Source organism: Lacinutrix venerupis (assembly GCF_001971745.1).
GTDB classification, from domain to species: Bacteria; Bacteroidota; Bacteroidia; order Flavobacteriales; family Flavobacteriaceae; genus Lacinutrix; species Lacinutrix venerupis.
Genome location: NZ_CP019352.1, coordinates 2,356,268 through 2,370,466, shown reverse-complemented (window position 1 = coordinate 2,370,466; position 14,199 = coordinate 2,356,268). Strand labels below are relative to the sequence as shown.

The 14,199-nt window shown below is 30.1% G+C and carries 18 protein-coding genes and 1 tRNA gene; 8 read left to right on the top strand and 11 right to left on the bottom strand.

Translation table 11 applies throughout. The features are described 5' to 3' along the window. Position 1: 1 nt before the first annotated feature. The 9 genes from BWR22_RS10795 to BWR22_RS10755 form a co-directional block, all read right to left on the bottom strand. Positions 2-1,078 carry a porin family protein gene (locus tag BWR22_RS10795; protein ID WP_076733684.1) on the bottom strand — a complete coding sequence of 359 codons (1,077 nt, stop codon included), beginning with the start codon at positions 1,076-1,078 and terminating at the stop codon, positions 2-4. 95 nt (positions 1,079-1,173) lie between these two features. Continuing rightward, positions 1,174-1,782: a hypothetical protein gene (locus BWR22_RS10790; protein WP_076733683.1), complete on the bottom strand. Its 609-nt coding sequence runs from the start codon at positions 1,780-1,782 to the stop codon at positions 1,174-1,176. Further along, positions 1,783-3,906, bottom strand: coding sequence for a methylmalonyl-CoA mutase (gene scpA / locus BWR22_RS10785; RefSeq protein ID WP_076733682.1), 2,124 nt, complete (start codon positions 3,904-3,906; stop codon positions 1,783-1,785). Further along, positions 3,906-4,619 carry a hypothetical protein gene (locus BWR22_RS10780; RefSeq protein WP_076733681.1) on the bottom strand — a complete coding sequence of 238 codons (714 nt, stop codon included), beginning with the start codon at positions 4,617-4,619 and terminating at the stop codon, positions 3,906-3,908. The genes scpA and BWR22_RS10780 overlap by 1 nt, the downstream gene beginning before the upstream one ends. A gap of 11 nt (positions 4,620-4,630) precedes the next feature. Beyond that, complete coding sequence (locus tag BWR22_RS10775; RefSeq protein ID WP_076733680.1) at positions 4,631-5,974, bottom strand: methylmalonyl-CoA mutase subunit beta; 1,344 nt, start codon at positions 5,972-5,974, stop codon at positions 4,631-4,633. Continuing rightward, positions 5,967-6,269 carry an FtsB family cell division protein gene (locus BWR22_RS10770; RefSeq protein WP_076733679.1) on the bottom strand — a complete coding sequence of 101 codons (303 nt, stop codon included), beginning with the start codon at positions 6,267-6,269 and terminating at the stop codon, positions 5,967-5,969. Before BWR22_RS10770 ends, BWR22_RS10775 begins: the two co-directional genes overlap by 8 nt. Further along, positions 6,269-6,877 (bottom strand): uridine kinase, encoded by a 609-nt coding sequence (udk, locus tag BWR22_RS10765; protein ID WP_076733678.1) that lies wholly within the window; start codon positions 6,875-6,877, stop codon positions 6,269-6,271. Before udk ends, BWR22_RS10770 begins: the two co-directional genes overlap by 1 nt. Before the next feature lie 52 nt (positions 6,878-6,929). Next, complete coding sequence (locus BWR22_RS10760; protein WP_076733677.1) at positions 6,930-7,349, bottom strand: c-type cytochrome; 420 nt, start codon at positions 7,347-7,349, stop codon at positions 6,930-6,932. Positions 7,350-7,351: 2 nt separating this feature from the next. Further along, on the bottom strand, positions 7,352-8,455 hold the full coding sequence (locus BWR22_RS10755) for a PQQ-dependent sugar dehydrogenase (protein WP_076733676.1): 1,104 nt from the start codon (positions 8,453-8,455) through the stop codon (positions 7,352-7,354). A 110-nt stretch (positions 8,456-8,565) separates the two neighbouring features. Between BWR22_RS10755 and BWR22_RS10750 the strand changes: the two genes are divergently transcribed. Continuing rightward, positions 8,566-8,640 (top strand) — tRNA-Pro (locus BWR22_RS10750). A gap of 82 nt (positions 8,641-8,722) precedes the next feature. Here the strand turns inward: BWR22_RS10750 and BWR22_RS10745 are convergent. Together BWR22_RS10745 and BWR22_RS10740 are read right to left on the bottom strand one after the other, a co-directional pair. Next, positions 8,723-9,442 (bottom strand): 3-ketoacyl-ACP reductase, encoded by a 720-nt coding sequence (locus BWR22_RS10745; protein ID WP_076733675.1) that lies wholly within the window; start codon positions 9,440-9,442, stop codon positions 8,723-8,725. 82 nt (positions 9,443-9,524) lie between these two features. Next, positions 9,525-10,163 (bottom strand): glutaredoxin family protein, encoded by a 639-nt coding sequence (locus BWR22_RS10740; protein ID WP_076733674.1) that lies wholly within the window; start codon positions 10,161-10,163, stop codon positions 9,525-9,527. An 89-nt stretch (positions 10,164-10,252) separates the two neighbouring features. Here BWR22_RS10740 and BWR22_RS10735 point away from each other — a divergent pair, with 89 nt between their 5' ends. The 7 genes from BWR22_RS10735 (at position 10,253) to BWR22_RS10705 (ending at position 13,971) form a co-directional block, all read left to right on the top strand. Continuing rightward, on the top strand, positions 10,253-11,026 hold the full coding sequence (locus BWR22_RS10735) for a 3'-5' exonuclease (protein ID WP_076733673.1): 774 nt from the start codon (positions 10,253-10,255) through the stop codon (positions 11,024-11,026). Between the two features lie 37 nt (positions 11,027-11,063). Then, entirely contained in the window at positions 11,064-11,675 is a 612-nt protein-coding gene (locus BWR22_RS10730) for a fumarylacetoacetate hydrolase family protein (RefSeq protein ID WP_076733672.1), read from the top strand. After that, complete coding sequence (locus BWR22_RS10725; protein ID WP_076733671.1) at positions 11,676-12,017, top strand: Hpt domain-containing protein; 342 nt, start codon at positions 11,676-11,678, stop codon at positions 12,015-12,017. It begins immediately after the preceding gene. 8 nt (positions 12,018-12,025) lie between these two features. Further along, entirely contained in the window at positions 12,026-13,273 is a 1,248-nt protein-coding gene (locus BWR22_RS10720; protein WP_076733670.1) for a competence/damage-inducible protein A, read from the top strand. A gap of 78 nt (positions 13,274-13,351) precedes the next feature. After that, positions 13,352-13,588 (top strand): 50S ribosomal protein L28, encoded by a 237-nt coding sequence (gene rpmB / locus BWR22_RS10715; protein WP_076733669.1) that lies wholly within the window; start codon positions 13,352-13,354, stop codon positions 13,586-13,588. A 26-nt stretch (positions 13,589-13,614) separates the two neighbouring features. Continuing rightward, positions 13,615-13,797 (top strand): 50S ribosomal protein L33, encoded by a 183-nt coding sequence (gene rpmG, locus BWR22_RS10710; protein ID WP_076733668.1) that lies wholly within the window; start codon positions 13,615-13,617, stop codon positions 13,795-13,797. A 21-nt stretch (positions 13,798-13,818) separates the two neighbouring features. Next, a complete protein-coding gene (locus BWR22_RS10705) occupies positions 13,819-13,971 on the top strand; it encodes a DUF4295 domain-containing protein (RefSeq protein ID WP_076733667.1) in 153 nt (50 codons plus the stop codon). Positions 13,972-14,199: the final 228 nt, after the last annotated feature.

The window sequence follows — 14,199 nt, the reverse complement described above, 5'->3', positions numbered from 1 at the left end:
TTTAAAATAGGTAAGTTAACATTACTTGAACACCGCTTACAGTATAATTTCTATTAATATTTTGAGATATTGAAGAAGAATCTGAACTAAACTTTAGTTTTGGTTGATAAAGAAGTTCAAAGTTAAAATCGCTATTCAATAATTTAATTTCACTACCAATTTTAAAATTATATCCAACAGTATTATTTACAGTTAAATCTTCTGAAAAACTATTAGATGATAATATCGTTAATTTTGATTGGTTAATAATATAAATACCATTAGCTCCTAAGTAAGGTTTAAATGTATCGCTTATATTATTAAAAGCATAGTTTATACCAATTTGAATAGGTATATAACTTGTTTTATTAATTAAAACATTAGATAGGTTTTGTTCTTTTCCTAAAAGATAACTTGCATCAAGATTAAAGAAAACAGTGTTCTTTTCTTTATTTGGATAAACAAGTAGTTTAACACCAAATATTGCAGAGTTGTGGTTAGCTTCATTATTAAAACCTAAATTAGAGTAATCAGCAATTAAAGATGAAAAACCTGCAGAAACACCAAACCTGATTTTGTCATCAAAAGTCTGCATACTTATTAATTCGTTTTCAGTAAAAACGGTGTCATTCGACAGGTCGCAACTATTGTATGTTGCTACTATTTCTTTTAATAATTTAATGTCTATATTATGGTTTCTGTTAAAAGCTGTTTCTTTGGCTGCTAGGCAGTTTGTTACAAATAAAATTATATTACCATATTTAAAATACCTTTTATTGTTTTTTAATCCTACGGTGTTAAATGGGATTTGTCTAATATCAATGCTTTCTTTTTCAAGAAAATAATTATATTCATTGCTTTGGTAGAGTGATAATTTACCTTCAATTAACGTTTCGAATAAAAAAGCACTATTATCAATGTTTTTTGTAAGGTAATTTTTACCGTTTATTACTACACTACTTATTTCATTAGCGTTTATGTATAAATCATTACTATCTTCATTTCTTTTAAGCGTTATCCCATCATAATAGTTGTTTTTAGCTTTATGGAATTGTGCTTCTTCGGTTATAATTTCTCCATTTTTTTTAGTGATTGTCATTGTTTGGTTTTGCGCAAAAATGCTAAAAGTGCAAAATAAGAGAGGAAGAATAAATAAGTGTAATTTCATTGTTTTTTTTAAAATAATATGAATAATTAAAGAAATAAAGAATCTAAAGCCATTAAAATATCAGGATTTCCATAGAAAGTATATAGTTTGCCATCGGGTTTTATTATTATATGGTTAATATCGAAAATAGATTTAGAGAAAAAAGTATTTAAAATAAAATTTTCATTGTCTATATAAACCTTTCTTTTTTTCGATTTTACTTCTTTTGAATTTTTTGAGATTACTAAAAAAGATTGATATTTTTCATTGGTTGTATTTGTGTATTTAATATAATCCCAATATTGCTTATTATTTATCGCTTTTTTTAGCGCTTTTCTCTCTTTATTAAATGTATGGATTGCAATATTTTTTTTGGGATTAAATTCATTTCCAATCAATTTTTTTAATTTACTATGTATTATATTTAATTGATTGTTATTTAGCTGTGAGAATCCTAACCTAGGAGTAATTTTATTTGTTATAGTATTATCATTCTCAGTCTTTACAATATAATTTTTTACTTTATCATATTGTAGAAATGTCTCCTCAGAAATTTGAATTCCGTATTTATCTTGATAGATAATATTTTTTTCTGTTTGTGAAAAACTCAAAAAAGAAAAAAGACAGGTACAAACTATTAAAAATGTTTTTTTCATTTACTCTATAAGTATTTCTAAAATAGTTATTGCTGCCTCACTAATTTTAGTTCCTGGTCCAAATACGGCAACAGCACCAGCATCAAATAAATATTGATAATCTTGCTTTGGTATTACACCTCCTACAATAATCATAATATCTTCTCGGCCATATTTTTTTAACTCTGCAATTACTTGCGGAACCAATGTTTTATGTCCTGCGGCTAAACTAGAAACTCCTAAAATATGTACATCGTTTTCAACAGCTTGTTTTGCTGCTTCATGAGGTGTTTGAAATAGTGGGCCAATATCTACATCGAAACCAACATCTGCATAACCAGTGGCTACAACTTTAGCGCCACGGTCGTGCCCATCTTGTCCCATTTTAGCAATCATAATACGTGGTCTACGGCCATCTTGTTCTGCAAACTGGTCTGCTAATTGTTTTGCCTTTTCAAAACTTTTATCCTCTTTTATTTCTTTACTATACACACCAGAAAATGATTTTATTTGCGCTTTATACCTACCGTAAACAGCTTCTAAAGCATCACTAATTTCTCCTAAAGTAGCACGTTCTCTTGCTGCTATTACAGCTAAAGCTAATAAATTTTCTTTTTTAGATTGTGCTGCTTGTGTTAAATTTTCGAGAGCTTTATTTACTTTTTTTGTGTCTCGATTTGCTTTTGTTTTTTCTAAGCGCTCTATTTGTTGCTTTCTAACAGTTTGATTATCGACTTCTAAAATATGAAGCGGATCTTCTTCGTCTAAAACATATTTATTAACACCAACAATAATATCTTGTCCAGAGTCTATTCTTGCTTGTTTTCTTGCTGCAGCTTCTTCAATCCTTAATTTAGGTATGCCTGCTTCTATAGCTTTAGTCATGCCTCCAAGTTCTTCAACTTCTTCAATTAAAGACCATGCTTTTTGCGCGATATCATGTGTTAGTTTTTCTACATAATAACTTCCTGCCCAAGGATCTACAGATTTAGTAATATGTGTTTCTTCTTGTAGAAATATTTGAGTATTTCTTGCAATTCTTGCCGAGAAGTCTGTTGGTAATGCAATAGCTTCATCTAATGCATTTGTATGTAAACTTTGTGTGCCGCCAAAAGCAGCAGCTGCTGCTTCTATGGTAGTACGAGCTACATTGTTAAAAGGATCTTGTTCTGTTAAACTCCAGCCGCTTGTTTGGCAATGAGTACGTAATGCTAATGATTTTTGATTTTTAGGGTTAAATTGCTTTACTAATTTTGCCCATAACATCCTAGCTGCTCTCATTTTAGCAATTTCCATAAAATGATTCATGCCTATAGCCCAAAAGAATGATAATCTTGGTGCAAAAGTATCTATATCCATACCTGCAGCTAATCCTTTTTTAATGTATTCTAAACCATCAGCTAATGTATATGCTAGTTCTATATCGCAAGTTGCTCCAGCTTCTTGCATGTGATAGCCAGAAATACTAATGCTATTGAATTTTGGCATATTTTTACTAGTGTACTCAAAAATATCCGAAATAATTTGCATTGATGGTGTGGGAGGATAGATGTATGTATTACGCACCATAAACTCCTTTAATATATCATTTTGTATGGTTCCTGCTAATTGTTCTGGTTTAACACCTTGCTCTTCGGCGGCAACAATATAAAAAGCTAATATTGGTAAAACGGCACCATTCATAGTCATAGAAACGCTCATTTTATCTAGCGGAATCTTATCGAAAAGCACTTTCATGTCTTCTACACTATCTATGGCTACTCCAGCTTTACCAACATCTCCAACTACGCGTTCGTGATCGCTATCGTAACCTCTATGTGTAGCTAAATCGAAAGCAACAGATAGACCTTTTTGTCCTGCCGCTAAATTTCTTCTGTAGAAAGCATTACTTTCTTCAGCTGTAGAAAATCCTGCATATTGTCTAATTGTCCAAGGTCTACGAACATACATTGTAGAGTATGGTCCACGTAAATTTGGTGCAATACCAGCTACAAAGCCTAAGTGTTCTAAATGTTCTAAATCAGACTTAGAATAATTAGATTTAATTAATATATCTTCAGCAGTAGTATAATTATTTACTGTTTTAGAATCCTGACTTTTAATTTCAGGTTTTATGGAAATATGTTGAATATCTTTTCTACTCATTAATCATGATTATGTCCTTCGTGACCTGGTCTTGTAGATGTTTTAACTGGAGCAGTTTTTGAAGGTGTTTTATTTAAGTCTATACCATTAAGAGCTGGTGTTGCTGGTTCAGCTGGAGTTTTTGGATTTGGATTGGTTAATTCTTCTAAATTTACATCAAGTAACTCTGAGTAGAAAAAAGCCATTGCAACATGTGTTTTTAAAGCTCCATCTACTTGAATATGTCTTGAGTTTCCACTTAGAAGAGGTAATATTAAACGAGGCTCAAAGCTATTGGTAGACAATAGAGCATTATAAGTAGTGTTAATACTCTTGTCTTTTATATTTTTTGCAATACAGTTTATTAAGGTGTTTGAGTTGTTTAAAGAAGTGGTGCCATTTTCTGTTACCCACAAATTAGTTTTCTCCTTTAATATTTTAGCAATATTTAAACTATGTTCGCTAGCGATAGTTTTAATGTTTAATCGACCTCTTTGTTTAAAATTTATAAAATTAGAGTATGATTTTGCAATATTTCTGTTTTGCATATCATAAGTATTAACAATATCATTTTCAAAAGAGTAAACAGCTTCTTTTAGTAAATTTTCATCAGGTAAATCGCAAGCTAATAGGTTTGGTTTTTCGGCATATTTGTAATCAATTTGGTTACTGTTATTGCAGTTAAAGCATGTAATTAATGTTACTAAAGTTAAAAGTTTAAAAATTGTTTTCATTTGTAAAATAATTATTCAGTTTTTAATCGATTTTGTTCAATAGTTTCTGCTAATCTTTTTTCTAAAATGGGTTCAATTAACGTTTTCCTTGTATTTGTTTTTAAAAAAGGATAGAGTTCTAGTTCGTTTTTCATTCTATCGTCTTTATTTGGGTGCTTATTTGTGCCTAATAATGTAATCTCTCCGCAATCAAAACTAGCTTGCTCTTTTGCTGCGCTTTCTTTTATTTTTTTTTGAATTTGCCCTTCTTTTAGTTGTTTTAAAAAACCACCGTTAAGTTCAATGTCTTTAAATAGTGTTAAGGCTTTTTCTGCTAATTGCTGCGTTAAACTTTCTATATAATAAGCACCATCGGACGCATTTTCTACAATATTAAAATAGCTTTCATGCTTTAAAACTAAAAGTTGGTTTCTAGAAATACGCTCGCCAAACTCATTGTTTTTATGATAAATGGCATCGTAAGGAAGGTTGCAAATGGTATTTGCTCCACCAAGAATAGCACTCATACATTCTGTAGTTGTGCGTAACATGTTTGTGTTGTAATCGTATACAGTTTTATTACGTTTTGTAGGAGTTGCTATTATATGGCATTCTTCTAAAATATTATATTCTGTTGCTAGAGTTTTCCATAATACACGTAATGCGCGAAGCTTTGCTATTTCAAAAAAATAGTTAGTACCAACCGAAACTTTAAAAGTGATTTTAGAGTTTAAGTTGTTTTTAAAATAATTTAAATATTCGTTAGCATGTGCTAAACTGTAAGCCAATTGCTGTATAATGGTTGCTCCTGCATTTTGGTATAAACTTAAATCTACGCTAAGCGAGTTGTTGTTTGTTGAAATAATATTGCTTAAAATACTAAAATCGTCTTGTAAATTGTTAAACCAATTTCCTGATTTAGCAAGATTACCAACGGTGTCTGTTAAAACGGAAACACCTGAAATAGCAGTTAATTTTTTTGTGTATTCTAAATCTAAAAATTGTAACTCAAAATATAATGGAGTAGTAGAGGAGTCTATGTCTTTTATTAAGAGTTCTATAGATACATCTTTGTTTGGTACAATAAAATATATGCTTTCTGCACCTTTTTTAATTGCATTTAAAGCTTTTTTATTGGATTTTTCGACATCGAAAACAAAAATAGTTTCACAAATAGACCATGTATTTGATGCTACTTCTAAAAAAGGTTGGTCTTCAAAATCATTTATATGATAAAATGGTTTAACATTAATATCTTCACTTGTGTTCCAAATTAAAGTGTCGTTGTAGTCTGCACCTTTTAAATCTACTTGTATTTTTTGTTTCCAAGCTTTATCAGAAACAGTATCAAATTCATTAAATAACTTTTTACTCATCTGTTTTAAAATTTAAACTGTCTTGATATTCAATAATATAAATGTCTTCATTATCACGCTTCATGTAATACTCTTCGCGAGCAAATTTCTCTAAACCTTCTTCTTTTTTTAGCTCTTTAATTGCCTTGTTGTCTTTAATAATTTCTTTTCTGTAATAATTCTTTTCATTTTCTAATTTCTCAATATCGCTATTAAGTTCATTATGGATTAATAAAGAATTACTGTCCCAAAAAAGCATCCACAAAGCGAATCCTATAAAAATAATTAAAAATTTATTTTTAAAATATTTAAGCATTAATTTAGTTTTTCGTTAATTATTGTACGTACAATATCAACAGCAACAGTATTATATTTATTGTTTGGTATTATTAAGTCTGCATACTCTTTCATTGGCTCAATAAATTGTTGATGCATTGGTTTTAATGTTGTTTGGTAACGTGTTAAAACCTCGTCTATATCTCTACCTCGCTCAGCAATATCTCTTTTTACACGTCTAATTAAACGCTCATCGCTATCTGCATGAACAAATATTTTAATATCGAACATATCTCTAATTTTAGGTTTGCTAAGAATTAGAATACCTTCAACAATCATTACATGTTTTGGGTGTGTAGTAATTGTTTCTTTTGTTCTATTATGATCTACAAAAGAATATACAGGTTGTTCTATACTATTACCAGCTTTTAAGGTGGTAAGATGTTGTCTCAATAACTTAAAATCTATAGACTTTGGGTGATCAAAATTAATTTTAACACGCTCCTCGTAAGACAAATCTGAAGTGTCTTTGTAATATGAGTCTTGAGATATTATACCAACTTCTCCTTCTGGAAGTTCATTCATTATTTGCTCTACCACAGTGGTTTTACCACATCCAGTACCACCAGCAATTCCTATTATAAGCATGTTTTGTTTTGTTAGATTTAATCAAACAAATTTAGGAATTTGAAACAAAATATTAGCGCTCAATCTTCGAAACTTCTTCTTCAGTTATTAACGAGTTGTTTTTGTTTCCCCAACTGTTTGTAATATAATTCATTACGCTAGCTATTTCTTTATCACTTAAACCTTGTGCAGCCATAGTTGTATTATACTTTACGCCATTAACTGTAATTTCACCAGAAAGGCCGTATTTAATAGCTTTTATACTTTTTATTCTATTGTTTTTAAGATAATCCGAATTAGCTAAAGGCGGAAAAGTTTTTGGTACACCTTCTCCATTTGGCATGTGACATTGTATACAAAAGTCGTTGTAAATTTCTTTGCCTTCAGAAAAATCTTGTCTAACTGAAATTAAATTTTCTGCGATTTTTTTATCTGAAGAATTGCAAGAGCAAATAAAAATTAAAAGACATAAAATGAAGCTGATGTTTTTCATACTTAACTTCTTATTAATTTAACTATTCCTAAATTTTCTACACCAACATAAATAAAACCATCAGGTCCTTGTTCTATAGAACGTACTCTACCAATATCGTCAAGAAGTCTTTCCTCTTTAATAACCTTTCCGTTTTTTAATGTGCAACGATCTAAATAGCTAAATTTTAATGAGCCAACTAAAAGGCTACCTTTCCAGTCTCCATATTTATCTGAAGAAATAAAAGCCATACCACTTGGTGCAATAGATGGATCCCAATAATGTAACGGTTGCTCCATTCCTTCTTTTTCTGTTTCGTCTGTTATTGAGGTTCCAGAATAATTTTTGCCATAAGTTATAACTGGCCAGCCGTAATTTTTACCTTTTTCAATAATATTTATTTCATCTCCACCTTTAGGACCGTGTTCGTGAGACCAAATAGCTTTAGTTTCAGGATGCAATTCCATACCTTGTGGATTGCGATGTCCATAAGACCAAATGGCTGTTTTAGCATTTTCTGAGTTTACAAACGGATTATCTTCAGGTATTGTGCCATCATCATTCAAGCGGTAAATTTTACCGCCATCTTTAGTAATATCTTGCGGATTTTCATCTCTATTTCCACGCTCACCAATAGAGAAAAATAAATAGCCGTCTTTATCAAAAACAATACGAGATCCAAAATGTTGACCTCTTGTGGTATTTGGTTCTGCTTTGTAGAGTAGTTGTTTTTCAATTAAAGAATCGTTTTTAATTTTTGCTCTCATAATCGCAGTATTACCTCCTTTTTCTTCACCTTTTGGTGAAGCATAAGAAAAATAAACCCAACCGTTATTTTTATAATCTGGATGAATGTTAATATCTAATAAACCTCCTTGGCCTCGAACATAAATATTAGGTAATCCTTTGATTTCTTTTTTTATTTTATTTTTAAAATGAATAATCTTTCCCTCTTTTTCTGTAATTAAAATAGATGCATCTGGAAGAAACACAAATCCCCAAGGATTAATTAAATCTGGTACAATTATTTCGTGAGAGTTTTTATTATTAACAGGATTTTTGTCTTGAGCACACGAGGAAAGTGAAATAAAAAAAAGTAATATGTAAGTTAATTTTCTTGTTTTCATTTTTTAATTTAAAAGTTTTCTACAATTTACAATAAAAATAGTTTGTTATTTAAATAAGTAAAGTATATTTGCACTTCTAAAATTTAATGTTTTAGTTTAATAAATATTTTCGGGGTGTAGCGTAGCCCGGTTATCGCGCCACGTTTGGGACGTGGAGGCCGCAGGTTCGAATCCTGCCACCCCGACAAAAAAAGCTTTGCAATATTGCAAAGCTTTTTTTGTTTTAATTTTTAATGAAATAAAATTACAGTTTTACTTCATTATAAATTAAGGATTGGTAGACCATAAAGCTGCACTTTTAAGCATTGCTCTTCGAGGAAGTTTTAAACCAGCAACTATTAATTCTGCAAAATCTTCAGGTTGTAAAACACTGTCTTCAGAATTTTTATCTGCGATGCCTAAATTTATAGACATGTCTGAGGCTATTGTGCTTGGTGTTAATATGCAAACTCTAATGTTGTTTTTGCGAACCTCTTTCATTAAAGATTCAGACATTCCTATTACTGCAAATTTAGATGCAGAATATGCCGATGTGCTTGCATTACCATTTAATCCTGCTGTTGAAGAAATGTTTATAATGTCTCCTTGGTTTTTATCTATTAAATAAGGAAGAACTTCTTTTGTAACATAATACATTCCCATAAGATTGGTTTGTATTATTTGGCTCCATTGGTTAACATCCATGTCGTTAAGTGTTCCAAAAGCAGCAATGCCTGCATTGTTTACTAGAATATCTATAGTGCCAAACTCTTTTATTATGGTTTTAATGTTAGATTTCACTTCATCATAATTACTAACATCAAAAACTGAATAAATGGCATTAACTCCATAAGTTTTTAATTCTGTAACGGTTTCTATTAAGACAGCTTCATTTCTTCCTGTTATAGCGATATCAATACCTTCTTTTGCGAAAGCGATAGCTGTAGCTTTGCCTAAACCTCTGCTTCCTCCTGTAATTATTGCTTTTTTGTTTTTTAATGTATTCATTCCTTCTTTATAATTGTAATTAGTTATGTTTTTTATTTACTTTATTATATATCTTAATGGTTTTTATTGAATGCAGAAAAACTTAATTAAAAGCTTCACGTAATGCTGCTATAAAATCTTCAACACTTTTTATTTTGTTAAATACTTTATCATCAACTTTTAAAAGAGGTATTCGATTTTCGAATAAATTTTCTTTGTCTGCTCTAAACTCTTTAATTATTTTAAGATAGTTTATACTGTCTTTATCTATATTGTATTCTGTAAAAGCAATTTTGTTATTAGTTAAAATACGTTTTGTATCTGGACAAATTAAACAATCATCTTTAGTAAAAATTGTAACCTTTTTGTCTTTAATGGCTTTGTCTAGTTTAAAATCAATAGCTTCATGGTCTTTGTTAAATTCTAAAGCATAGGCGACTTCGTTTACAACAAAAACAGAATCATAATTACCTTCTGTTCCATTTAATTGTATTAAAGTCATTAATTTAATTTTACTATTTGCAGCAATATTTCTAATAATAGGTCTGTTACTGCTTCTTCTAAAATCTTTAGTATCTACTTTTAAAAAAACATCGTAAGAAATAGAATCTGTATTTGTTGCATAGAGTGTTATGCGTTTACCTTTTTTCTCCTCTGAAAGCTTTACATATTTATGGTTATTTTGTCCAAAACTATTTAATAATATAGATAGGAATATAATAAGCGTAAGGTATGTCTTCATATTTATAATTGATATCAAAGTAAAAATAATATAATACGTCTATATTTGCATAAATCGTACCATAATTTGGTGCTAAATTACAAATATAGATGCAATTAAATCTTACAAAACCAGTTTGCTTTTTCGATTTAGAAACCACAGGAGTTAATATTTCTAAGGATCGAGTAGTTGAAATTTCAATTTTAAAAGTATTTCCAAACGGAAATAAAGAAAGTAAAACTTGGTTGGTAAATCCAGAAATGCCAATTCCTCCCGAGGTTTCAAATATTCATGGAATTACAGATGAGCGTGTAGCAAACGAGCCAACATTTGCGGCCTTAGCAAAAGAAATTAATGCTATGATAAAGGATAGTGATCTTGCAGGATTTAATTCAAACCGTTTTGATATACCTTTATTAGCAGAAGAAATGTTAAGGGCAGAGGTAGATTTTGATATGAAAGGACGAGTTGCAATTGATGTGCAGACTATCTTCCATAAAATGGAAAAGCGTACATTAAGTGCTGCTTATAAGTTTTATTGCGATAAGAATTTAGAAAATGCTCACTCTGCTGAAGCAGATACATTGGCAACCTACGAAGTTTTAAAAGCACAATTAGACCGTTACGACGATTTAGAAAATGATACTAAATTTTTAGCAGAATTTAGCGCTCATAAAAAGTTTGCAGATTTTGCAGGATTTATAAATTATAATAAAGAAGGAGAAGAGTGTTTTAGTTTTGGAAAACATAAAAACAAAAGAGTTTTAGATGTTTTAGAAAAAGAACCTGGTTATTTTGGATGGCTTTTAAATGCAGACTTTCCATTGTATACTAAAAAAGTACTTACAGCAATTAAGTTAAGGACTTTTAATAATAAAATATAAAACTTATTATACAATAATAAAGAATACAATTATAAAAATGAAACTAATTTGTATAGGTAGAAACTACACAGATCATATTAAGGAGTTGGAAAATGAAAAACCATTAGATCCTGTAGTTTTTTTAAAGCCAGACACAGCTATTTTATTAAAAAAACAACCTTTTTTTATACCAGAGTTTTCTCAAGATGTACACCATGAAGTAGAAGTTTTGGTTAAAATAAATAGAGTTGGTAAGTATATTGATAAAAAATTTGCAAATAAGTATTATAATGAAATTGGTTTAGGTATCGACTTTACAGCAAGAGATTTACAAGCAAAGTTAAAAGAAAAAGGTTTACCGTGGGAAAAAGCAAAATCCTTTGATGGAGCAGCAGTAGTAGGTGATTGGTTGCCAAAAACAGAGTTTAAAGATTTAAATAACTTAAGTTTTAGTTTAAAAAAGAACGATAAAACTGTCCAGCAAGGAAATACCAATTTAATGTTGTGGAAAATTGATGAAATTATAGAATATGTGTCTAAATATTTTACTTTAAAGATTGGAGACATTATATTTACGGGAACACCAGCAGGTGTTGGCAAGGTAATTGCCAACGATAAACTAAAAGGATACATTGAAGATAAACAACTATTCTCTATAACAGTAAAATAAATGGAACAACATTACAAGCTACATAGATTACGTGAACTCGCAGATAATGATCAAGATTTTATTATAGCTTTAGCAGAAACTTTTCTGGAAGAAGTACCTGCAGATGCTAAAATATTAAAAGAAGCAGTAGAGAATGTAAATTTTCTTCAAAGCTATCAAACAGCTCATAAAATGAAACCAACAATTGATGTTTTCGAACTTGGAGTTTTAGATAAACTAATAGAAATTCAAGATTGGGGAAAATTTGAAATGTCAGACAAAAACGTTTCTTCTCAATTAGCAGACGTTTTAGCAGCGATAGAAAACGCTTCAAACGAAATTAAGTCAGATTTTAATTTATAAGCTATTACATGCAAGCCGAAATCATTACCATTGGAGATGAGATTCTAATTGGGCAAGTTGTAGATACAAACTCGGCATTTATAGGTAAATTATTAAATACCATTGGTATATCCGTTTACCAGATAACTTCCGTTCAAGACGAAAAACAACACATTTTAAAAGCTTTAGCAGAAGCAGAAGAAAATGCAGATATTATTATTGTTACAGGAGGTTTAGGCCCAACAAAAGATGATATTACAAAACATACTATTGCCGAATATTTTAATGATAATCTAGTTAGAAATACTGAGGTTACAAAAAATATAGAAAGACTATGGCGAGACTATGTTAAAAAACCTATACAACAAGTAAATTTAGACCAAGCACTTATACCATCAAAAGCAAAAGTTTTAATGAATATGGTTGGTAGTGCTCCAGGAATGTGGATTGAAAAAGACGAAAAAGTTTTTATATCCATGCCAGGTGTTCCATTCGAAATGATGGCACTAATGCAAGAAGAGGTAATCCCGAAGTTAAAAATAAAATACAAACGACCATATATAGTACATAAGACACTTATTACTTATGGAATAGGAGAAAGTATGCTAGCTGCAAAAATTGAAAGTTGGGAAAACAATTTACCTCACCATATAAAATTAGCATATTTACCCAATTTAGGCAAAGTAAGATTAAGATTATCTGGAAAAGGATTAGATGAAACAGTTTTAAACAACCAAATAAAACAACAAATAGAATACCTTTTACCATTAATAAAAGATGAATTTGTAGGTTTCGAAGAGGACGGAGATATAGAAGTGTTAATAGCAAAAGCATTAACTAAAAACAATAAAACTCTATCTATTGCAGAAAGTTGTACAGGAGGAAAGCTAGCAGAAACATTTACACAACACGCAGGAGCATCCTCTTTTTTTAAAGGCGGTACAGTTACCTATGCAACACAAAGTAAAATAGACATTTTAGGCGTTTCTAAATCTTTAATAGATAAACATTCTGTAGTTAGCGCACAAGTAGCAGAAGCTATGGCAGCCCAGTGTAGAGTTTTATATAAAAGTGATTATGCAATCTCAACAACCGGAAATGCAGGGCCAAATAAAGGAGACGCAGACGCAGAAATTGGAACAGTTTATATTGCTTTGGCAACAAAAAACAATGTTTTTTCACAAAAACTTGAGTTAGGTAATGATAGGAAAAGAGTAATAAACAAGGCTATAAATAAGGCTTTAGAGCTCTTAAAAAAAGAAATTTTTAAAAATTGATAAAAAACAGATTGTCAATACTAAAAGATTTCATATATTTGCACCTCGAATTTTAATAACAATTTAAAGTTATAAGTAATGTCAAGAGTTTGTGAACTTACAGGAAAGAAAGCAATGGTTGGAAACAACGTTTCGCATGCAAAAAATAAAACAAAGCGTACATTTGGTGCTAATTTAATAAAAAAGCGTTTCTTTATACCTGGAGAAGATAAGTGGGTAACTTTAAAAGTATCTACTTCTGCATTAAAAACAATTAATAAGGTTGGTATTGCAGCAATGTTAAAAGATGCAAAAGCTAAAGGATTTTATAAATAATAGCCAAGCTATAAAGTAATAATAAAATGGCAAAAAAAGGAAACAGAGTACAAGTAATATTAGAGTGCACAGAGCACAAAGAATCTGGACAACCAGGAACTTCTCGTTATATTACAACTAAGAATAAAAAGAACACACCAGATAGAATGGAGATTAAGAAATTTAATCCAATCTTGAAGAAAATGACTGTTCATAAAGAAATTAAATAATTACATAATACTTTATAAGTTATGGCTAAAAAATCAGTAGCATCGTTACAAACAGGATCTAAGAGATTGTCTAAAGCAATCCGTATGGAAAAATCTCCAAAAACTGGAGCTTACATGTTTGTTGAAAAAATTATGTCACCAGACTTAGTAAACGATTTCTTAGACAAGAAATAAACTTTACTTTTAATAATATATTTAAGCTGCTTTCTTAATAGAAAGCGGCTTTTGTTTTATATTTACATTTCATTTTAATGACAAAGTAGCAGTAATACAAAAAAGGCTTGACTATTGTTATTAAAATTTGGGCGTTACCTAAAGGTCGGGCTTTCCGCTATATCTTTTTGCAGAAAAAGCAAAAAGGATGCCGCTGCAATCCCTAACGCACATTATGTAAGGTTTAAG